Origin of the sequence: Pseudomonas sp. ICMP 10191 (assembly GCF_001467335.1) — a bacterium.
Lineage (GTDB): Bacteria > Pseudomonadota > Gammaproteobacteria > Pseudomonadales > Pseudomonadaceae > Aquipseudomonas > Aquipseudomonas cerasi.
The window spans coordinates 1-20,567 of the sequence record NZ_LKGW01000124.1 but is presented as its reverse complement, the minus strand read 5'-3'; the positions used below and the strand labels follow the sequence as shown (position 1 = coordinate 20,567).

General features: G+C 59.8%; 17 protein-coding genes and 1 pseudogene. 13 read left to right on the top strand and 5 right to left on the bottom strand.

Going from position 1 to position 20,567, the window contains the following annotated elements; translation table 11 throughout:
* Positions 1–52: 52 nt before the first annotated feature.
* Positions 53–964: a methyltransferase domain-containing protein gene (locus tag AO388_RS18475; protein WP_032609902.1), complete on the bottom strand. Its 912-nt coding sequence runs from the start codon at positions 962–964 to the stop codon at positions 53–55.
* A 236-nt stretch (positions 965–1,200) separates the two neighbouring features.
* Between AO388_RS18475 and AO388_RS18470 the strand changes: the two genes are divergently transcribed.
* The gene (locus tag AO388_RS18470; RefSeq protein ID WP_003370038.1) at positions 1,201–2,010 is read left to right on the top strand and encodes a glycosyltransferase family 2 protein; all 810 of its coding nucleotides are present in this window, start codon (positions 1,201–1,203) and stop codon (positions 2,008–2,010) included.
* 65 nt (positions 2,011–2,075) lie between these two features.
* Here the strand turns inward: AO388_RS18470 and AO388_RS18465 are convergent, their stop codons facing one another.
* From AO388_RS18465 to AO388_RS18455, 3 genes are all read right to left on the bottom strand, one after another.
* A complete protein-coding gene (locus tag AO388_RS18465) occupies positions 2,076–2,771 on the bottom strand; it encodes a sensor histidine kinase (RefSeq protein WP_044309047.1) in 696 nt (231 codons plus the stop codon).
* Entirely contained in the window at positions 2,768–4,369 is a 1,602-nt protein-coding gene (locus AO388_RS18460) for a tetratricopeptide repeat-containing response regulator (protein ID WP_003370034.1), read from the bottom strand. Before AO388_RS18460 ends, AO388_RS18465 begins: the two co-directional genes overlap by 4 nt.
* Before the next feature lie 400 nt (positions 4,370–4,769).
* Complete coding sequence (locus AO388_RS18455; protein WP_003436066.1) at positions 4,770–5,444, bottom strand: TIGR04211 family SH3 domain-containing protein; 675 nt, start codon at positions 5,442–5,444, stop codon at positions 4,770–4,772.
* Positions 5,445–5,896: 452 nt separating this feature from the next.
* Between AO388_RS18455 and ppnN the strand changes: the two genes are divergently transcribed.
* Entirely contained in the window at positions 5,897–7,270 is a 1,374-nt protein-coding gene (ppnN, locus tag AO388_RS18450) for a nucleotide 5'-monophosphate nucleosidase PpnN (protein ID WP_003436065.1), read from the top strand.
* Positions 7,271–7,321: 51 nt separating this feature from the next.
* Here ppnN and AO388_RS18445 read toward each other — a convergent pair whose 3' ends face one another.
* Positions 7,322–8,191, bottom strand: a complete 870-nt coding sequence (locus AO388_RS18445) for a helix-turn-helix domain-containing protein (protein ID WP_003370028.1) — start codon at positions 8,189–8,191, stop codon at positions 7,322–7,324.
* A 153-nt stretch (positions 8,192–8,344) separates the two neighbouring features.
* On the opposite strand from AO388_RS18445, the gene pobA reads away from it, so the two are divergent.
* The 11 genes and pseudogenes from pobA to AO388_RS18390 form a co-directional block, all read left to right on the top strand.
* Positions 8,345–9,529 (top strand): 4-hydroxybenzoate 3-monooxygenase, encoded by a 1,185-nt coding sequence (gene pobA, locus AO388_RS18440; RefSeq protein WP_003370026.1) that lies wholly within the window; start codon positions 8,345–8,347, stop codon positions 9,527–9,529.
* Between the two features lie 214 nt (positions 9,530–9,743).
* Positions 9,744–11,069, top strand: a complete 1,326-nt coding sequence (locus AO388_RS18435; protein WP_058416894.1) for an MFS transporter — start codon at positions 9,744–9,746, stop codon at positions 11,067–11,069.
* Positions 11,070–11,239: 170 nt separating this feature from the next.
* Positions 11,240–12,118 (top strand): 4-hydroxy-tetrahydrodipicolinate synthase, encoded by an 879-nt coding sequence (gene dapA / locus AO388_RS18430; RefSeq protein ID WP_003370023.1) that lies wholly within the window; start codon positions 11,240–11,242, stop codon positions 12,116–12,118.
* A 10-nt stretch (positions 12,119–12,128) separates the two neighbouring features.
* Positions 12,129–13,298: an iron-containing alcohol dehydrogenase gene (locus AO388_RS18425; RefSeq protein WP_058416893.1), complete on the top strand. Its 1,170-nt coding sequence runs from the start codon at positions 12,129–12,131 to the stop codon at positions 13,296–13,298.
* Entirely contained in the window at positions 13,295–14,554 is a 1,260-nt protein-coding gene (locus AO388_RS18420; RefSeq protein ID WP_058416892.1) for a four-carbon acid sugar kinase family protein, read from the top strand. The genes AO388_RS18425 and AO388_RS18420 overlap by 4 nt, the downstream gene beginning before the upstream one ends.
* Complete coding sequence (pdxA, locus tag AO388_RS18415; RefSeq protein WP_003436046.1) at positions 14,547–15,569, top strand: 4-hydroxythreonine-4-phosphate dehydrogenase PdxA; 1,023 nt, start codon at positions 14,547–14,549, stop codon at positions 15,567–15,569. Before AO388_RS18420 ends, pdxA begins: the two co-directional genes overlap by 8 nt.
* Positions 15,570–15,647: 78 nt before the next feature.
* Positions 15,648–17,072, top strand: a complete 1,425-nt coding sequence (locus tag AO388_RS18410; RefSeq protein WP_058416891.1) for a sodium:solute symporter family protein — start codon at positions 15,648–15,650, stop codon at positions 17,070–17,072.
* Positions 17,059–18,183 (top strand): sialidase family protein, encoded by a 1,125-nt coding sequence (locus AO388_RS18405; RefSeq protein WP_003370014.1) that lies wholly within the window; start codon positions 17,059–17,061, stop codon positions 18,181–18,183. Before AO388_RS18410 ends, AO388_RS18405 begins: the two co-directional genes overlap by 14 nt.
* 54 nt (positions 18,184–18,237) lie before the next feature.
* Complete coding sequence (locus AO388_RS18400; protein WP_054081546.1) at positions 18,238–18,924, top strand: SDR family NAD(P)-dependent oxidoreductase; 687 nt, start codon at positions 18,238–18,240, stop codon at positions 18,922–18,924.
* 39 nt (positions 18,925–18,963) lie between these two features.
* Positions 18,964–19,734, top strand: a complete 771-nt coding sequence (locus AO388_RS18395; RefSeq protein WP_058416890.1) for a DeoR/GlpR family DNA-binding transcription regulator — start codon at positions 18,964–18,966, stop codon at positions 19,732–19,734.
* A gap of 302 nt (positions 19,735–20,036) precedes the next feature.
* A pseudogene (locus AO388_RS18390) lies at positions 20,037–20,567 on the top strand (toxin VasX); the annotation flags it as partial.

Below are 20,567 nucleotides of genomic sequence, written 5' to 3'. Positions count from 1 at the left end.
CCTTCAGACTGCAATCTTCAAGCACCGCGCTTCAGGCTGTCGGCCTGCCGCGTCAGAGAACCGGGTTATGGAAAGGCGTCCCGGTCACTTCGATGAACTCCTTTCGGTAGTCTTCGTTTTCCGGGTCGACCACAAGGGCCTGACGCAGGAATTCGACGCCTTCGGCCACATTGCCCAACTGACGACTCAGAGCGCCGGCAAGGTGCAGCCTGGTGGCATCGAAAAAATTGAATGACAGCATGATTTTGGTCAGCGTCAGCGCGTTCTCGAGCTTGCCCGCCATCAACAACTGATTGAACTGGGTATTGAAGTCGCCGACGTCCTGCCACTTTTCCGCAGACAAGCCCTCCACTTTGCGGAGCACGACGGTGTGGCCGTTGCCTACTTTCGAATCGGTTTCTTCGACGCACTCGATGTACCAGCAACCCAGGCCTGACGAGTTAACATAATTGACTGCGCGGAGCATGCTTTGCAGGGAAAAGACCTGATAGTGACCGCGCCACTCGCCTTCAGTGACGGTGGTCATGTCGACCTTGTTTTCATAGTCCTCGATCATCTGCGCCAGCGTCGTCAAACGACGGGCCCGATCAGTCTTGGCTGCGGTGCGCTTGGGAAAGATGCAGAAGAATACCCCGCCGTTCTTCAGCACTCTGAAGGATTCGACGTAGGCAGAGAGCAGGTTGGGGACGTGCTCGATGACGTGCGAACTGATCAGATAGTCAACTGACGAGTCGGCCGTATGGATGCACTGAAAATCGCCCAGCATGTCGACCTTCGAAACGTCGCCCGACACTTTCATCTGCTCGACGAAGTACTGCTGATAGTCTTCCATGTCGCGAGGGTGCAAAAAATCCACACCGTTGCACGGCGCAACGTTCAGGCAATTGGCAAGATTGAACGCATTGTGAGCCGCTGCGCCCAACTCTATACCATGCCCCTGGCAGTACTTTTTAGCTAACAGCATCACCCACCCACCGCTCATCGTGATATCGAATACAGTCTTTCATCGGTTTCGGCGGTGTCCGCTAAAACTTTAACCGGCACCGCTCCAGGTCTTTGGCGTGCCCGCAATTGGCGCAAATATTGCAATCCACCGCGTACATACGTCGATTGACGTCAGCGCAGGCCTGAACCACTCGCCACGCTGCGACGCCAATCAACAAACAATCACGCTAACGCCCAAGAGAACAGAGGATCACCATGATCAATGGTCAAAAGGTTGGCTGCGGAATCGTCACCTACAACCGTCCTGCGCTGCTGAAAAAACTTTACGATTCCCTGCCTGCCGAGATCATCGACTGCGTTGTCATCATCAATGACGGCGATGTGTATCCGGAGTTTTCCGCGTATGACAGCGAGGTTTTCTTCAATAACGAAACCAACCTCGGCGTTGGAAAATCCAAGAACAGAGCCTTGTCGCGACTGATGGATGCCGGGTGCGAGCATCTGTTCCTGATCGAAGACGACATCTACATAAAAAGCCCGGAAGTCTTCGAGCTTTATATTCTGACTTCGACACTGACCGGTATTCAGCACCTCAATTACAGCCAGCATGGCCTGATGAACAAGACGCCGTCCGGCGAGGCCAATGCGGTGTACAGGATTGACTACGGCAATGGCATCAACCTGCCCTTGTACCGCCATTGCGTCGGCGCGTTTTCCTACTATTCCAGACGGAGCCTGGAAGCGGCCGGCCTGATGGACGAGACGTATCACAACGCCTTCGAACACGTCGACCACACCCTGGCCATCATCAACCAGAACATGCACCCGCCGTTCTGGTTTTTTGCCGACATCGATAATTCGCAGCTGTATCTGGGGGACGAGCCCTGGACGCTTGAGGGCTCAACGATTTCGTCCGATACCCTGCATCGGCAAAATGCTCTTGCGGCCATCGAGCACTTCACGCTCAAGCACGGCTGCGAACCGGTCAGACATCCGTTGGCGTCTGATCAGGACCTGATGGACAGCCTGAACAGCATCAAACAGAACTTCGGGCTGAATATCTAAGCGCCGAATACGCCCCGCAATCCTGACAAGGCGTTGCGGGGTGCTCTTGGAAAGGCTGCGGCCTCTCAGGGCAGGGTCATACTGAACATCGCCCCGCCCAGCACGCCGCCGTTGGCGATTTCAATGCGCCCGCGCATGCCGTTGCGTACATGCAGCCGGGCAATGTGCGCAGCGAAATACAAGCCCAGGCCGGTACTGCCGCTGCCCTGGTTGATGCCCTGCACATAGTCGGTCTGGCGTTCGATCAGATACGCCGGGTAGCCGGGGCCATCGTCATTGATGGTGATCTTCAGCTGCCCGCCTTCATCACCGACACTGACAACAATCTGCTCGCGGGCAAAGCCGATGGCGTTGACGATGATATTGCCCACCACCGAGCCGATCAGTTCGCGGTCGAAAAAGCCCAGGGGGCTAACCACATCGATCGCATGACGCGCGGCAATCCCGCGGCTGGCCAGCACGTCCTGATGATGGGCCAGTTGCGCTTCGATGAAATCGTCCAGTTCGTGGTAGTCCGGACGCAACGGCATCTGGTTGACACCCAGCTTGTAAAGGCCGAGCAACTGCACGAGCATCCCGTTGAGGTTGGCGAACTCGTAATTGATGACGCCATGCTCCGGCGTATCGCGCTGCTGGACCGAAAGCTTCGCCTGCCACTGGCTGTGTGCCTGGATCAGCGTCGCCAGCGAGTTCTTCATGTCGTGCACCGTGGAGGCGATCACCATGGAAAAGTCGAGGCCCTGCTCTGTCTCCTCACTCATGCGCTGAATGCCCTCTCCCTGAGTTTCTGGTAGCGCTCATAGCGTGGATCGCTTTCCGGGATCTTGCCAAGCATGGTCAGGCTGGCACGGCACTCGTCAATTCCGGCCTGGCCCAGATTCTGGCCAGGGTGAAGCAGCGACTGCACCATGTTCAGCGCAATACTGATGTTCTTTGGCTGCAGCCCCAGCGCACTGCGGAAAAATGCCTGTGCTTCCGTAAGATTGCCGGCCTTGTAGCTGCGCACGCCTTGCAGGTTGAAATCGACAGCCGCCTTGCTGGCACCCAGAATCGCCGGATCATCGGTCATGCTGGCAATGCTTTTCATCACCGCAGGATCATCGCCATAGGCTCCCGCACAACTCTTCAAGACGCCGGCACCGGCCTCTTCCTGACCAAGCTTCTTCAGTTGCGCAGCCACCATCAGTGCGGCATCGGCACTGAGCACCTGCTCCATGCCATCCAGTCTGGCCATTGCCTGCTCGGTCAGCTTGGCTGCGGTTTCCGGGTCCGAATGCTGCAGGCTGGCCGCTTTCATCAAGCGGGTGCGCACTTGCAGACCCTCGTCGTCGCCATGCTCCTTGGCCACGTCGACCAGGGCGTTGTTGATCTCGACACGGGTGCGCGCATCGAGCCCCTGATCACCGCCCTTGCTGATCAGCGCATGCGCCAACCCCAGGTTGGTTTCCGGATCCTTGAAACGCGAATGCTGACCTTGGGAGACAGCCTGGCGATATGCCTTGGAAGCGCTTTCGAAGTCCTCGTTGCCCAATGCCAGCTTGCCCAGCAGCTTCTGCCGACGCACCGCCAGCGGCGACAGGCGCACTGCGCTTTCCAGCACGGACTGCGCGCGTTTGCCATCGCCAAGCGCGACCAGCACATCAGCCAGGCCATCGAACAGCGCAGGCATGGTCGGAAATGCCTTGATTGCCTGTTCGTAGACAGCCTGCGCCTCGGCGGTCTTGCCGCGCTTGAGCAGCAGGCTGCCCAATGCACCGTAGGCCCACGGCGTGGCCCGATCGGCCAGAATGGTCTTGAGGAACGCTTCCAGGGGCTCGTTCTGCTTCAGGTCACGCAGGGCATCGGCCTTGTAGCGCAGGCACAACGGCGCATAACGTGGGTCCTGCTCGATCAGCTTGTCGCACGCGGCCAGTACTTCGGCCGGTTTGCGACGGTCGAGGGCCTGCAGAATCGGCTTGAGCAAGGTCTTGCGCTGCACCAGCTTTTCCAGGCGCTGGGCCAGTCCGGCGCGGTTGAACGGCTTGGTCAGGTAACCATCCGGCTCCCACTCAAGCGCACTCATGACCATCGCCTGACTGTTTTCGGCAGTGACCATGATGAATACACTTTCGTAACTCAGCAGCCGCTCGATCATCAGGTCTTCCAGCACTTGCTGACCGTTCTTGCGACCATCACCCAGGTTGAAATCGTGCAGCACGAAGTCATAACGCTTTTGCGAGCACATGCGCAGAGCCTGCTCGCCGGTGTCGGCAGTGTCCACTTCCTTGACGCCCAACTCACGCAGCATCGATCTCACTGAACTGCGAAAGTCAGAGAAATCATCAACGATAAGAAAGCTTTTTTGGTTGTACGCCAGCATCCGGATTCCTGCACAGGAGAGGGTGAAAATATGAGACCCGCGGCCTGAAAATCATTCAGGCCCGACTCGGCAGCCCATTTTTCAGGACGCACATAATAACTGATGGCAAAGAGCCATTACACAACTTGCCGGTCCCCTCCTCCTATGCGTCAGCGCACGAGGTTGAGGGCGACACTCAGTTTTTCGACCATCCACGCAGAAACTGTAGAACGAACATCAACTTCGCGCACGAACCCTGTGCCAGGCAGGCATAAAGAGTGTGGGCTGGATCGTGATTGCGGCAGGGGAAAGGCATTTTCGGAGAGGTCCGTCACACATCGGCTGCGCACTCGATAAAACGCACAGCGTGGCGGACAACATGCCAGCGCGGGACGCTGGCATGTGAGGTGATCAAGGTGGTTTACACCCAGCCGTCGTTCTTCTTACGGCCCTTGGTCAGCGCCGGAAGGATCAGGCCGACCAGCAAGCCGGCACCGGCAATGCTGCCGCCGTAGACCATGTAACGCATCATCACTTGCTTGTTCTCATCGCCAAGTCGTGCCTGAGTCGCACGCAATTCAGCCTGAGAGTCGGCCAGTTGATCGTTGAGGGTCTTGGTGCGCGCCTCCAGCTCATCGACCAGTTTCTTGCGCGCGTCCAGCGTTTCCTGCATGCCCTGCACGCGAGTCTTCCAGGTGTTGTCGATGCCCGCCAGCTGCTCGGTCAGATCGGCGACCTGCTGAGTCAGTTGTGGGACACGCTCGGCCTGGCCAGGGACTTCCTGCAAGTCGCTGCTCGGAATCCACACCGTGGAACCGCCTTCGCCGCGCACCTGGCTGAACTTGCCCGAAGCGCTGAGCAGCTCGACCTTCTGCCCGGATTTCAGCGTTCCCACAATCCGGTGATCATCGGTTGGTCCGCTGCGTACATAAGTCGTAAGACTGTCGCTAACCCAGCGATCGCTGCCTGCGGCCTGTGCGCTGCCAGGCACGACAACGGTCAATGCAGCGCCAACCAGGCCTGCGCCGAGCAAGCGACGCGAAACGACGAACAGGCCAGGGGCTCGGGAAAGAAGTGCGGAAAAATGACGAGACATGGCGATAATTATCTTTATCTGAAATGAAAATAAAGCCTCGTTTAACGGGCCGGCTAAGGATGGGAGCGGCAAGTGATCAACGGTTTTGCAACTCCTGCCCGGACGGAATGTCTGCCTATCAGGCGCGCTGAAAAAGCACCTGATGATCCCTTTCGTGCAGGCCGTCCAGAAAGTCCATCAGCTAACAGACTCCGTTAATGGGGTCAGGTTCACTATTGCCCGTTGTCCGCGTCAAAATTCAGCCGCACGGTCATGCGAAGCAAGTGCCTGCTTTCAAAAGAATTCACCTGCCGATTCAATCCTGCGACGACGCACAACGGCTCAAACAGGGGATGTCTGCGGTCCGGCGTTTGCTTTCCCGGCCAAGTGCTGTAGAAAAGGCTCCACAGGGGTGAATGTTCTCGATATTCACCATCCTGATGCTCGACTGCATCGCTCTAATGGAAAATAGAATGATCCCAAGACAAGTGATTAACGCCACCGTAAGCCCGAAAGGCAGCCTTGAAACCCTGTCCCAACGTGAAGTGCAGCAGCTCAGCGCGGCCGGTTCAGGCAGCACCTATACCCTGTTTCGCCAGTGCGCCCTGGCCATTCTCAATACTGGCGCCCACGTCGATAACGCCAAGACCATTCTTGAAGCGTACGAGAGTTTTGAAGTCCGCATCCATCAACAGGACCGCGGCGTTCGCCTGGAGCTGCTCAACGCTCCGGCCGATGCCTTCGTCGACGGCGAGATGATCGCCAGCACCCGCGAAATGCTGTTCAGCGCCTTGCGCGACATCGTCTATACCGAAAGCGAGCTGGACAGCCAGCGCATCGACCTGAGCAATTCCCAGGGCATCACCGACTACGTGTTCCACCTGCTGCGCAACGCTCGTACCCTGCGTGCTGGTGTCGAGCCGAAGATGGTGGTGTGCTGGGGCGGCCATTCGATCAATACCGAAGAATACAAATACACCAAGAAAGTCGGCCACGAACTGGGCCTGCGCAGCCTGGATATCTGCACCGGCTGCGGCCCCGGCGTGATGAAAGGCCCGATGAAAGGCGCGACCATCGCGCACGCCAAGCAGCGTATCGTCGGCGGTCGCTACCTGGGCCTGACCGAGCCGGGCATCATCGCTGCCGAAGCGCCCAACCCGATCGTCAATGAGTTGGTGATCCTGCCGGACATCGAAAAACGCCTCGAAGCGTTCGTCCGCGTCGGTCACGGCATCATCATTTTCCCTGGTGGCGCAGGCACTGCCGAAGAGTTCCTGTATCTGCTGGGCATTCTGATGCACCCGGACAACAAGGACGTGCCGTTCCCGGTGATCCTGACCGGCCCGAAAAACACCGAGCCGTACCTGCAGCAACTGCACGCATTTGTCGGTGCCACGCTGGGTGAAGAGGCGCAGCGCCACTACCAGATCATCATCGACAACCCGGCAGACGTTGCCCGGCAGATGACTCAGGGCCTTAAGGAAGTGAAGCGGTTCCGCCGCGAGCGTAATGACGCGTTTCACTTCAATTGGCTGCTGAAGATCGAGGAAAGCTTCCAGCACCCTTTCGATCCGACCCACGAGAACATGTCCAGACTGCAACTGAACCACGATGTGCCGACTCACGAACTGGCCGCCAATCTGCGCCGGGCGTTTTCCGGCATCGTCGCCGGCAACGTCAAGGACAAGGGCATTCGCCTGATCGAACAGCACGGTCCTTATCAGATCCACGGCGATCCATCGATCATGGGCCCGCTGGACAAGCTGTTGCAGGCCTTCGTCGATCAGCACCGCATGAAGCTGCCAGGCGGCGCGGCGTACGTGCCGTGCTACCAGGTCGTGACCTGACCGCACAGCGACCTGCGACAAGCCAACGGGGTGCTCTTGAGCACCCCGTTTCTATTGCTGCCGACGAAATGCCTTGGGTGATTGCCCGGTAGCGCGCTTGAAGAAACGCGAAAAATACGCCGGCTCGGAAAAGCCCAGGCTGTCTGACACCTGATTGATGGTCAGGGTGGTGTAGATCAGGTTGCGCTTGGCCTCCAGCAGCAAGCGCTCACTGATGATCTGCAAGGCCGACTGGTTGCACAGCCGCCGACACAGAGCATTCAAATGCGCGGCGCTGATGCCCATCGCTTGGGCATGCTGGTCAATCGACCAGTGCTCGCGAAAACTCGCTTCCAGTTGATGCATGAACACCTGCAAATGCTCGCGGCCGCGATCCATGGCGTGAGTCTCTTCGCCAGCACCTTCACTGCTGCGCCGACTGAGCCACACCGCCAGCACACTGACCAGCGAGTGCAGCATCAGATCGCGGCCCGCTCTGGGCTGCCGGTATTCATTGGCAATGGCATTGAACAGCGTGTCGACATAATCGCTGTCCGCCCCGAGCGCATAGCAGCGGGCAGCGCTAAGGGCAGAGACGTCGAGCGCAGCCTCGAGTTGCTCCACCAAGGGTCTGGCCAGGCTGAGAATATGGCCCTGAATATCTCTGGAAAACCTGAAGGTGTGCACGCTGAGTGCGGGCACGACCTGCAACGAAGGCATCTCGACCTCGCTGACCCGGTCCTCGACCTTGAGCATCGCCCTGCCCGACTGCACGTAAAGCAGCTGGACCAGATCGCCATGCCGATGCGGCTTGATCTCCCATTCGTGAATCCTGCTGCGCTCGGGGATCGACTCACAATGGATCAGATCGGGGGTCGGCCAGGCCGCGGTTTCCCCATAGAGTTTGAACACCGGTATCGCTGCTGTGGCAGGTCTGGCCATGTCGTCCTCTCTGGTCCGGACCCTCGAAAAGTCCAGATAATGCAGCGGATATTGCCTTCTTATCTCGACGGCATCCATTAAAAATGCAGGAGACAAAAACAAACATTTCCCGCTGACTAAACCTGGCAGGGATCAAAAGACAGGACTATCGCCATGAAAACCAAGGTTGCCATTATCGGTTCAGGCCCTTCCGGATTGTTGCTGGGCCAACTGTTGCAACGTGCCGGCATCGATAACGTCATCGTCGAGCGCAAGGACCCCGACTACATCCTGTCGCGCATCCGCGCCGGCGTGCTGGAACAAGGCATGACCGACCTGTTGCGTGAAGCGGGCGTCAGTGAACGCATGGACGCAGAGGGCATGATCCATGACGGTTTCGAGCTGGCGTTCGCTGGTCGTTGCGAGCGCATCGACCTGAAGAGCCTTGCCGATGGCAGGACGGTGATGGTCTACGGCCAGACCGAGGTCACCCGCGACCTGATGGCCGCGCGCGCAGCCAGCGGTGCAATGACGATCTATGACGCCGCAGACGTCAAAGCGCACGACCTCAAGAGCGATAGTCCGTACCTGACCTTTGTGAAAGACGGCGAGACCGTGCGCCTGGACTGCGATTACATTGCCGGCTGTGATGGCTTTCACGGCGTGTCACGGCAATCGATTCCCGCCGACGCCCTCAAGGTATTCGAACGCGTTTATCCGTTCGGCTGGCTCGGCGTACTGGCCGATACGCCGCCGGTCAACGAAGAGCTGGTCTATGCCAATCACCCGCGCGGCTTTGCCTTGTGCAGCATGCGCTCGGCCATTCGTACCCGCTATTACGTGCAGGTCAGTGCCGACGAGAAGGTCGAAGACTGGTCGGACGAGCGCTTCTGGGATGAACTCAAATCCCGCCTGCCCGAGCAGCTGGCAGAGCGCCTGGTCACCGGCCCGTCCATTGAGAAAAGCATCGCGCCGCTGCGCAGCTTTGTGGTTGAACCCATGCAGTACGGTCGCCTGTTCCTGCTCGGCGACGCCGCGCACATCGTCCCGCCGACCGGTGCCAAGGGGCTGAACCTGGCGGCCAGCGATGTCAGCACGCTGTACCGCATCCTGCTCAAGGTCTATCAGGAAGGCCGCACTGACCTGCTGGAAAAGTATTCACAGATCTGCCTGCGCCGAGTGTGGAAAGCCGAGCGCTTCTCTTGGTGGATGACGTCGGTGCTGCACAACTTTCCCGACACAGACGCGTTCAGCCAGCGCATCCAGCAAACCGAACTGGACTACTACGTCGGCTCGGAAGCCGGGCGCAGGACCATTGCCGAGAATTATGTGGGCTTGCCGTATGAGGCTGTCGAGTAGAGCATTGGCCCCGGCGCAGTGATTTTCGTTGCGTGCTGACATTCGCGGCAAGCCATAAGCTCCGCGGGGGCACGCGTTGTGCAATCACACAACGCGTGCCCCCTGCCGCCGTGCAAAACCCCAAAGCGTTTTTGTCACTGCCCACCTATGATCAGGAGTGCATCCAGTAGCTATCCGGCTATATAAAAACAACAAGCACAGAGGAACACCCGCCATGACACCTGTCTCGACCCACGAGGTGGGCGACGCCGAAGGCAATCATGTCTACCGTCGCATCACCCTGCGCCTTATCCCGTTTATCTTCATTTGTTACCTGTTCAATTACCTCGACCGCGTGAACGTGGGCTTTGCCAAGCTGCAGATGCTCGATGCCCTGAGTTTCAGCGAGACGGTCTATGGCCTCGGTGCCGGTATCTTCTTCATTGGCTACGTGCTGTGTGGCCTGCCCAGCAATCTGGCGCTGAACCGCTTCGGGCCGCGTCGCTGGATCGGTCTGATGATGATTACCTGGGGAATCTTCTCGACCTGCCTGCTGTTCGTCACCACGCCGGTCGAGTTCTACGTGCTGCGCTTTCTGACCGGCATGGCAGAGGCCGGCTTCTTCCCCGGCATCGTTCTGTACCTCTCGCGCTGGTATCCGAACCAGCGTCGCGGACGGATCATGGCACTGTTCATGTCGGCCATTCCGGTCTCCGGCCTGCTGGGCGGTCCTTTTTCCGGATGGATTCTCAACCATTTCGCTGCGGGCCAGGGCGGCCTGGCCGGCTGGCAATGGATGTTTCTGATTCAGGGGCTGCCGACCGTGGCGCTGGGTGTGCTGGCCTTCGTTCTGCTGTGCGACAGGGTCGAGGATGCCCGCTGGCTGACGCCCGCGCAGCGTCAGCGGGTCAAGACCGATATCACCAACGATGAACTGAGCCGTCCGGTGCACGGCAAGAGCTCGGTGGCTTCAGTGCTGACCATGCCGTTCATATGGATTCTGGGCTTTATCTACTTCTGCATTCAAAGCGGCGTCTACGCGATCAATTTCTGGCTGCCGTCGATCATCAAGAACCTCGGTTTCAGCGATGCACTGGTGATCGGCTGGATCAGTGCCGTGCCGTACCTGATGGCGGGCGTGTTCATGCTGCTGGTCGGCCGCTCCGCCGACCTGCGTAATGAGCGCCGCTGGCATCTGGTGGTGCCAATGCTGATGGGCGCGACCGGCCTGATCATTGCCGCCAACTTCGCGACGCTGCCCATCGTTGCCATCATCGGGCTGACTATCGCGACCATGGGTGCGCTGACCAGCCTGCCGATGTTCTGGCCATTGCCAACCGCCCTGCTGAGCGCCAGCGTTGCCGCAGGCGGGCTGGCGCTGATCAACTCGATCGGGCAGATGGCAGGCTTTCTCAGCCCTTACCTGGTGGGCTGGATCAAGGATCAGACCGGCTCGACTACCCTGGCGCTGTATTCACTGGCCGCGCTGACCATCGTCGGCAGTCTGGTGGCCTTGCGGGTCAGTCGTTTGTCGGCAATCAAGGTGACTAGGCCCGCCTGACCTTTTCGATACCCTCATCTAGAGCCAGGCCTTGTGCCTGGCTTTTTGATCGGTTCTTTCATTTTTACTGCATCACCCCACTCCTTCGTGAAAAAAACGCTCAAAATGCTTGCCAGTAATGATCGATTCAATCACTATCGTTTTACTAAAAATAAAACGAGAACCTGGCCATGCAATTTCGCGGCATCATTCCAGCTCTGGTCACGCCCTTCACCGAAGATCAGCAGCTCGACGAGCAGGCCCTGCGCAATCTGATCGAAAACCTTCTGAATGCAGGTGTTCACGGGCTTTTCGTACTGGGCACCAACGGTGAGTTCTTCGCCCTTTCCGAAGCGGAAAAACTAAAGATCGCTCGTATTACCGTCGAAGCGGCGGCAGGACGCGTACCTGTCGTGGTCGGCACCGGGGCATTTGCCACGCACGAAGTGATTGAAATGAACAAAAAGATGATCGATGTGGGCGCCGATGCCCTGTCGATCATCACGCCGTACTTCAATGCTGTCAGCCAGCGCGAGCTGATCAAGCACTACACCAGCATCGCCGATGCGTCCGAACTGCCGCTGATGATGTACAACATTCCGGCCAAGACCGGCATGTCGATCGGCATGGATGCCGTGGCCACCCTTAGCCAGCATCCGCAGATCAAGGGCATCAAAGACAGTGCTGGCAACTTCGATGCACTGGTGCAGATGATGAAGTACCGCAGCGACGACTTCGCGGTATTCGCCGGAACCGACTCGCTGATCCACTGGAACCTGCTGGCCGGCGGTGACGGCGCGGTGGCTGCAACCGCCAACGCGGTGCCGGGTCTGGTCATGTCGATCTGGAACCACTTCCAGTCGGGCAATCATGACGCTGCCCGCGCCGCGCAGGAGTCCCTGCGCCCGCTGCGCGATGCCTTCGCGCTGGGCACCCTGCCTGTAGTGCTGAAAACCGCCACGCAACTGCTCAATGTACCGGTCGGCCCCTGCCGTGCGCCGGTACAGCCGCTCGACGCCGCCGCGCTGGAAAAACTTCACAGCCTGTTGGCCGTTTACCGCCAAGCCTGAGGTCATTGCGATGTCTGCTACCTACCATTTCCAGACCGTGAAGCATGTTGTCCACGGTCCCGGCAGCCTGGATCTGCTGGGCGAAAAGCTGCCACTGCTCGATGTGCCGGTCAGGACCGTCATTCTGGTCACGCAAAACGCCATGCATAACCTTGGTGTCACCCAGCGCGTCACCGATCAGCTACGCGACCTGAATATCCGCGTGCACATGCTCGACAACGTCGAAATCGAACCGACCCTGGAAAACATCGAACGTGTGTTCCGTGACGACGTCGCTCCGCATGCGCCGGACGCCCTGATCGCCATCGGTGGGGGCAGCGTGCTGGATGCCGCCAAGCTGTTCGCCGTCATGTTGACCAATGACACGCCACTCAGAGACCTGCTGGGCATCGACAAGGTGACCCACCCCGGCAAGCCCATGGTGCTGGTGCCCACCACATCCGGTACAGGATCGGAAGTGACACCCAACGCGATCGTCACGCTGCCCGATGAAGAACTGAAGATTGGTGTGGTCAGCCGCCATCTGCTGCCGACGCTGGTGATTCTCGATCCATTGCTGACCCTCAGCCTGCCCCGAGCGATCACTGCCGCGACCGGAATGGATGCCTTCACGCACTCGCTGGAGTCCTTCATTTCCACCAAGGCTAACCCGATCAGCGATGCCTTTGCCCTAGAGTCGATGCATCTCATCGCAGGCAGCATTGTGGAAGCCTGGCAACAACCGGAATCAGTGCGCGCTCGCGGCGACATGCTGCTGGGTTCGATGTACGGCGGCCTGGCGCTGACGGCTGCCGGGACCGCTGCAGTGCATGCGCTGGCCTACCCGCTGGGAGGCAAGTTTCACGTCACTCACGGCGTAGCCAACGCCATGCTGCTGCCCCACGTGATGGCCTTCAATCTGGACAGTTGCGCCGAACGCCTCAAGCGCGCGGCACTGATCTGCGGTGTAGCACAGCAGGACGACAGCAATGAGGCGGCGGCCCACAAGCTGATCGAACAGATTCGCCAATGGACTCAAGTGCTGAACATCCCGCAGAACCTGCGTGAGTTTGGCGTGGCCGAAGAGCATCTGGCTGACATGGCCGTGGCGGCCTCAAGGGTCACCCGCCTGATGACCAATAATCCCAAGGCGCTCAGCCTTGACGATATCCAGCAACTGTACCGGTGCCTGCTGCCATGAGTCACGTCGAGTTTCCCGGCCTGTTGATCATCGCCGATGACTTGTCCGGGGCCGCCGATTGCGCGGCGGATTTCGCCTCGCGGGTCGATACCCATGTGCTGCTGAGCAACGGCGCCCCAGACCTGCAAGGGGTCATCGCCTTCGATACCGATTCGCGTCGCCTGGCACCGCAACAGGCCGCCGAACAGAACCGCGTAGCGCTGCAACAACAGTCCCGCGCAGGCATGGCGCTGTACAAGAAAATCGACTCGACACTGCGCGGCAATATCGCCAGCGAGGTCGATGCCTTGCAGGGACTGCGCGGCATGGCGCTGGTCGCTCCGGCGTTCCCGGCCATGCAGCGCACCACCGTGATGGGTGTGCAATTGATAAATGGTGTGCCGGTCGATCAAAGTGATGTGTGGCGCAACGAGCACCTGCAGGGCACCGGCGACCTGCTTGAGCTGTTTGCCGCGCAGGGCCTGCACACGCAATGGCTGGGGCTCGACGCCATTCGCGACCCTGCCGGTCTGAAAACCGCTCTGCGCAGCGCGCTTGAGCAGGGTGTGCAGGTGCTGGTCTGCGACGCTGAACTGGACAGTGACCTGCTGCGTCTGGCCGACGCGTCAGTGGGCTGGCACGACGAGCTGTTCTGGGTCGGCTCTGCCGGGCTGGCTCGCCATCTGCCACAAGCGTTCGGTCTGGCCGCAGCCCTGCCGATCAGTGTCAGACCACGCTCACCGGTGCTGACCGTGATCGGCAGCATGTCCCGGCACTCTCAAGCCCAGGCCGACAGGCTCGCGCACGCCAGTCAGGCACTGTGCATGACGCTGCAACCTTCGACGCTACTCAATGAAGAGAGGAGCACCGAGCGCGATGCCCTGAGCGAGCAGCTTCAGCAACACCTAGCCGCCGGGCAGGATGTACTGGTGCGCCTCGATCAACAACAGCGCGATCCAGCCCGGGCAGCCACCTTGAGTCACGCGCTGGCGCAATGGCTGGCACCCGCCCTGCCCCATGCAGGCTCGCTGATCGCCACGGGCGGCGAAACCGCCAGGGCGATCCTGATTGCCGCCGGTATCGAACGCTTGATGCTGTCTGGCGAACTGGCCACCGGCGTGGTTCTGGCCGAAGCGCAACTGGGCAGGCACACACTCAATGTAGTGACCAAAGCCGGCGCTTTCGGCGACCCCGACACGTTGCTTGACGCCTGGCAACGGCTCCACGCAACGGCTGCGACCGACACCCCTTTCAACGAGGAAGCTTCCTATGTCTGAACGTCCCGTCATTGGTATCACCATGGGCGACGCCGCCGGGGTGGGACCGGAAATCATCATGAAAATGCTCACCCATGCCTCGGTGTACGCGACTTGCCGGCCGTTGGTGATCGGCGATGCGCAACGCCTGGAAGACGCCAACCGCATCGTCGGCAGCCAACTGCGCGTCAACAGCATCGCCAGCCCGGCAGAAGCGCGCTTCATTCAGGGCAGCGTGGACTGCATCGACCTGGGTCTGATCCCCGCCGACCTGCCTTATGGAAAACTCTCGCCGGTCGCCGGTGATGCGGCCTTCCGCTATATCGAGCGTACGGTGCAACTGACTCAGGCCGGCGAGCTGGATGCGATCTGCACCGCTCCGTTGAACAAGGAAGCCCTGCACGCAGGCGGGCATATCTTCCCCGGTCACACCGAAATGCTCGCGCACCTGCTGGGCATCGAAGAAGTGTCGATGATGCTGATGACCCCGACATTACGGGTAATTCACGTCACAACCCACATCGGCATCATCGACGCCATTGCGCGCATCGAACCTGGGCTGGTCAAGCGCACCATCGAGCGCGCCAGAGAGACGCTGACCCGCGCAGGCATCGATAACCCGCTGATCGCGGTCTGTGGCATCAATCCTCACGCCGGGGAAAACGGCCTGTTCGGCTATGGCGAAGAAGCCACCAAGATCCAGCCTGCGATTGATGAACTGCGCGCCCGTGGCTGGCGCGTGGAAGGCCCGCTGCCCGCCGATACGTTGTTCTTCCGTGCCGGACGCGGCGACTTCGATGCCGTGGTTGCGATGTACCACGATCAGGGCCACGGCCCGGTCAAGGTCATGGGTCTGGAGGCCGGGGTCAACGTGACCATCGGCCTGCCGGTGATCCGCACCTCGGTGGATCACGGCACCGCTTTCGACATCGCCGGCAAGGGCATCGCCGACGAACGCAGCCTGATCGAAGCCATGCGCCAGGCCGTGGAGCTGGCCACCCGAAAACGCGACACCCGCAATTCCATCGCCGTCTGAGGTCGTTACCGGTACTGACCCAACGATCCCCAGCGGCACCCCATAACGCGCCAGAACAAAAACAATGGAGCGAGACTGATGGATACCTTCAACGCGCAAGACACCTCGATCATCATCGGTATGGTGGTCGTCTACATCCTCATAACCACCTGGATGAGCATGCGCCTGCGCAGCAAGACCAGTGAGCAATACATGGTCGCCTCGCGCACCATGCCCGCCTTTGTCGTCGGCGTGCTGATGATGTCCGAATTCATCGGCGCCAAGTCTACGGTCGGTACGGCACAAGCGGCCTTCGAAAGCGGTTTTGCCGCCTCCTGGTCAGTGATCGCCGCAGCCATCGGCTTCCCGCTGTTCGGCCTGCTGATGGCGCGCAAGCTGTACAGCTCCGGCGAATTCACCATTTCCGGCTTCATCGCCAAAAAATACGGCACCTCCACCAAACTCGCAGTCTCGATCATCATGATCTACGCGCTGTTGCTGGTGAACGTCGGCAACTACGTCAGCGGCGCGGCGGCCATTGCCACGGTTCTGAAGATCAACCTGACCACTGCGGCCTTCATTACCGCGATCATCAGCACGCTCTACTACGTGTTCGGCGGCCTGAAAAGCGTGGCTTACATGAGTATTCTGCACACCGGGGTGAAATACATCGGCGTGCTGATCGTGCTCGGCGTGGCACTGAAAATGACTGACGGCTTCAGCCCCGTGGTGCAGAACATGCCCGAGCATTACTTCACGTGGGACGGCGCCATCGGTGGTTCGAAAATCCTCGCCTGGATCATCGGCACGGTCGGCGCGATTTTCTCCACGCAGTTCATCATTCAGGCCATCTCCTCGACGCAGAATCAGAACGCAGCACGCCGCTCGACCTTCTATGCCTCGCTGCTGTGCATCCCGATTGCCCTGGCGCTGGGCTTCATCGGTGTCGCGTCCAAGTACCTGCACCCGGAAATGAGCAGCCTGTACGCGCTGCCGATCTTCCTGCAATCGATGAGCCCGGTATTGGCAGGCGTAGTGACCATCTCGCTGGTCGCTTCGATTTTCGTCAGCGTCAGTACGGTAGCGCTGGCCATCGCCTCGCTGGTCGTCCGTGACTTCTACGTACCGTGGCGCAAACCGTCCGTGGATCAGGAATTCAAAACCACACGCCTGATCGCGTTGGTGATCGGTTTCGTGCCGCTGTTCTTCGTGTTCTTCGTCCCCGAAATCCTCAACCTGTCATTCTTCACTCGCGCCCTGCGCCTGTCGATTGCCGTTGTCGCCATGATCGCCATCTACCTGCCGTTCTTCGGTTCGGGCCGAGGCGCCACGCTGGGTCTGATCGCCTCAGCGATTACCACCAGCGTCTGGTATCTGTTGAACAACCCTTACGGCATCGACAACATGTACATCGCCCTGGTGACACCTGCCATTGTGATTGCCGTCGAGCGCCTGCTGCCCCAGTCCGTGCCGAGCCAACCTGCCAATCCTGTAGAAACCGAGGTCCCCCATGCCAACCGCTGATACCCGTCAGGACGCGTTCCTGCCAACGCCTTACGCACAGAACCATGCGGCAAACCTGCACGAGCTGGCCGACGGCACAGTGCTATGCACCTGGTTCGCGGGGACTCAGGAGGGTATGGCCGACATCTTCGTACTGCTGTCGCGCCGTGACCCGGTGACGGGCGTCTGGAGCGAGCCCCGGAAAATGTCCGAAGACTCGACCCGCTCCGAACAGAACCCGATTCTGTTTCAAGCACCCGACGGCCCGCTGTGGTTGATCTGGACCGCACAGATTTCCGGTAATCAGGAGACCGCGATCATCCGCCGTCGCCTGTCGCTGGACCACGGCCAGAGCTGGGGGCCTATAGACACCCTGTTCGACGAGCCGGGCACCTTTGTACGCCAGCCGCCGGTGGTACTGGATAACGGTGACTGGGTATTGCCGGTCTGGTACTGCATCACCGGCCCCGGTGAAAAGTGGGTCGGCAACCATGACGTCAGTGCAGTAATGATCTCCACCGATCAAGGACACAACTGGTCACGCCACGACGTGCCTGACAGCACCGGCAGCGTGCACATGAATGTTCATCAGTTGGCGGATGGTAGCCTGCTCGGTCTGTTCCGCAGCCGCTGGGCAGACTTCATCTACAGCAGCCGGTCCAGCGACCGGGGACGAACCTGGAGCGTGCCGGCACCGACCGAATTGCCCAACAACAACTCGTCGATCCAGTTCGTGAGACTGGCGACGGACGAGCTGGCACTGGTCTATAACCCTGTCAGCGCCGACGGCCACGCCCAGCGCCGCGCCTCGCTGTACGACGAAATCGAAGACGAAGGTGACGAGCGGATCACACCGGGACCGCGTGAGGACGGCAAGGCTGCAGTGTGGGGCATCCCCCGTGCGCCAATGAGCCTGGCGGTCTCGCGGGACGGCGGTGGTACCTGGCCGACCCGTCTGGACCTGGAGCTGGGCGACGGCTTTTGCCTGACCAACAACTCACAGGAAAAGCTCAACCGCGAATTCTCCTACCCCAGCATCATCCAGGCCGCGGATGGCAGCCTGCATGTCGCCTTCACCTACTTCCGACAGAAGATCAAACATATTCACTTGCCGCTGAACGCAATCCGTTGACCCACCCGCGTCGATCAGCCTGCTGTCGATCGACGCCTTTGCGGAACCCATGCCATGCCCGAACCGATTCAGTCCGTACTCGTCACCGGTGCCAGCTCCGGCATTGGCAAAGCCATTGTCACGCGCTTGCTGACACAGGGCTTGCAGGTCACCGGTCTGAGCCGCCGCACGCCAGACCTGGAACACAAGAACTTCACCTGGCGAGCGTGCGACCTCAACGACTTCAACGCGCTGGACGCAGCCCTGCAGCAAACACCGCGCATCGATGCACTGATCCATGCGGCCGGCTTCATGCGCACTGCAGCGCTTGGCGAACTGGACGATGCCGATGGCCAGGCGATGTGGCATCTGCATGTGGCCGTTGCCAGCCACATGGTCAATGCGCTTTACCCACGCCTGCGCGACGGTGCCCGTATCCTGATGATCGGTAGCCGCACCATGCAGGGCGCGGCGCAACGCAGCCAGTACGCAGCGACCAAGGCGGCGCTGCAAGGCATGGTTCGCTCATGGGCGATCGAGCTGGCCCCGCGTAACATCACCGTCAACCTGATCGCCCCCGGCGCGACCGAAACGCCGATGCTGCTGGACCCGGGACGCAGTGGCACGCCGCCGCGAAAGCCTCCGATCGGCCGCTTCGTGCAACCCGAGGAAATCGCCGGTCTGGCGGCGTTTCTACTCGGCCCCGACGCGGGTGCAATTACCGGGCAAAGCCTGGTGGTGTGCGGCGGTGCGTCGTTGTAAGGTTGCATTCCGCTTCCAGGCTTTAGTGCAAGGGCTGTAATGAAAGTCGCCAACCGTCGTCAAGCGATACTCGAACTGGTTCTTTCCGGCAAATCCAACGTGGACGAGCTGTGCGCCCAACTCGGCGTCTCGGAAGCCACGGTTCGCCGCGACCTGACCGCCCTGGCCGAACACGGCTTGATCCTGCGCACCTACGGCGGCGCGGCACACGTCGGTCAGCGCGAGCCGGAAACTTCCCTGGAAGAGCGCAGCCGTCAGCACAGCCAGGAAAAAATGGACATCGCCCGTGCCGCACTGGCGCACATCGAGGATCACGACACGCTGTTTCTCGAAGGCGGTACCAGTACCAGCGCGCTGGCGCACATTCTCAATCAGCGGCGCGGGCTGCATGTGATCACCAATAACCTGCTGGCGCTGAGCGATCTGGCGTTGATCCCCGATGGGCGCATCACCGTGCTCGGCGGCACGCTGCGCGCATCGAGCATGTCGACCTATGGCGTGGCGGCGCAGGCAGCCCTGGAACACCTGAGTGCCGACAAACTATTCATCAGTGCCGATGGCGTGGTAGCGGCGCTGGGTCTGTGCGAGGCCAGCGCCGAACAGGCGTATCTAAAGGAAAACATGGTGGCACGTGCCGCTCAGGTCTTCGTCCTGGCTGACGTCACCAAGCTGGGCCGAGCTCGTCAGCAGCACTGGACACCCTTGCGCCAGCCCTGGACGCTGATTACCAACCCGGTGGATGACGAATCCCTGCTCGCTCCGTTCAAGGCACGCAAGAGTATTCAGGTGGAAATTGCACTGCCTGCCTGATTCGGCAAACGACCTGATTTCCTGTTCGTGGCACTTGGCGCGGGCCGTGCAGACTTTTGCGCACCCAATACCTAAATAAAATCGACCAAGGCTTGTACTCAAAGCGATGCAGCGAGCATGCGCGAGTCAGCGCACGTGTGCAGATACTTGCGCACTATTTCATGCTTTTCTTGCTCGATGTCTTTGCTTTAAATTCCTATCTATTTGTTTTTTATAGATAAGTAGACAGTCGGCACACATCTTGGAATGCACCTCTGCATACAGCGGGCGATATCGACCGTTTCTGCGCAGAGATTCCATGCATGACCGACAAATCCGGCACCCATACTCAACGACGTGCTGCAACGTTCGCCAAAACTCCCGCCACGGCCACCAGCCTGTGTCCCTTCCGCGGACCTGACGTCGCCATCGTGCCAGTGCGCTATGCGCTGGATCGCTCCCGCTACGATACCGCTCCCCAGAAGCTGAAACCGCTACTCAAGGGCAGCCGCTGGGCGGTGATGCCGAAGCTGAAAACACGCAGCTATACCCTCCGCCAGCTGTATGACGGCTACGTGTATGTCTACGACGAAACTGCCGAAACGTTGCATGAGTACGTGGTGTCAGCCGCCACTGGCAACCTGAGCCGTATTGTTCGGTGCCGACGATGGCAAACCCTTCCTGCTCTATCCGCGAAACAACCTGCTGCGCATCGCCTTTTCAGCGCAGCAGTGGACTTGGCGAATTTGCGAACACCTGCGCTCGAATCCGGCAAGCCGCGCTTCATGGATGAAAGCGCTGGATCTGAAACGCTACTGCATGACCATGGCCGAGCCGGATACCTTGCCATTGAA

Bases quoted from the DNA above. Each gene is read 5' to 3' on its own strand.
- pdxA (WP_003436046.1), top strand. From the start codon at position 14,547: ATGTCTGAACGTCCCGTCATTGGTATCACCATGGGCGACGCCGCCGGG.
- AO388_RS18445 (WP_003370028.1), bottom strand. From the start codon at position 8,191: ATGGCCAGACCTGCCACAGCAGCGATACCGGTGTTCAAACTCTATGGG.
- AO388_RS18435 (WP_058416894.1), top strand. From the start codon at position 9,744: ATGACACCTGTCTCGACCCACGAGGTGGGCGACGCCGAAGGCAATCAT.
- pobA (WP_003370026.1), top strand. From the start codon at position 8,345: ATGAAAACCAAGGTTGCCATTATCGGTTCAGGCCCTTCCGGATTGTTG.
- AO388_RS18405 (WP_003370014.1), top strand. From the start codon at position 17,059: ATGCCAACCGCTGATACCCGTCAGGACGCGTTCCTGCCAACGCCTTAC.
- AO388_RS18465 (WP_044309047.1), bottom strand. From the start codon at position 2,771: ATGAGTGAGGAGACAGAGCAGGGCCTCGACTTTTCCATGGTGATCGCC.
- AO388_RS18400 (WP_054081546.1), top strand. From the start codon at position 18,238: ATGCCCGAACCGATTCAGTCCGTACTCGTCACCGGTGCCAGCTCCGGC.
- AO388_RS18420 (WP_058416892.1), top strand. From the start codon at position 13,295: ATGAGTCACGTCGAGTTTCCCGGCCTGTTGATCATCGCCGATGACTTG.
- ppnN (WP_003436065.1), top strand. From the start codon at position 5,897: ATGATCCCAAGACAAGTGATTAACGCCACCGTAAGCCCGAAAGGCAGC.
- AO388_RS18470 (WP_003370038.1), top strand. From the start codon at position 1,201: ATGATCAATGGTCAAAAGGTTGGCTGCGGAATCGTCACCTACAACCGT.
- AO388_RS18395 (WP_058416890.1), top strand. From the start codon at position 18,964: ATGAAAGTCGCCAACCGTCGTCAAGCGATACTCGAACTGGTTCTTTCC.
- dapA (WP_003370023.1), top strand. From the start codon at position 11,240: ATGCAATTTCGCGGCATCATTCCAGCTCTGGTCACGCCCTTCACCGAA.
- AO388_RS18455 (WP_003436066.1), bottom strand. From the start codon at position 5,444: ATGTCTCGTCATTTTTCCGCACTTCTTTCCCGAGCCCCTGGCCTGTTC.
- AO388_RS18460 (WP_003370034.1), bottom strand. From the start codon at position 4,369: ATGCTGGCGTACAACCAAAAAAGCTTTCTTATCGTTGATGATTTCTCT.
- AO388_RS18425 (WP_058416893.1), top strand. From the start codon at position 12,129: ATGTCTGCTACCTACCATTTCCAGACCGTGAAGCATGTTGTCCACGGT.
- AO388_RS18475 (WP_032609902.1), bottom strand. From the start codon at position 964: ATGCTGTTAGCTAAAAAGTACTGCCAGGGGCATGGTATAGAGTTGGGC.
- AO388_RS18410 (WP_058416891.1), top strand. From the start codon at position 15,648: ATGGATACCTTCAACGCGCAAGACACCTCGATCATCATCGGTATGGTG.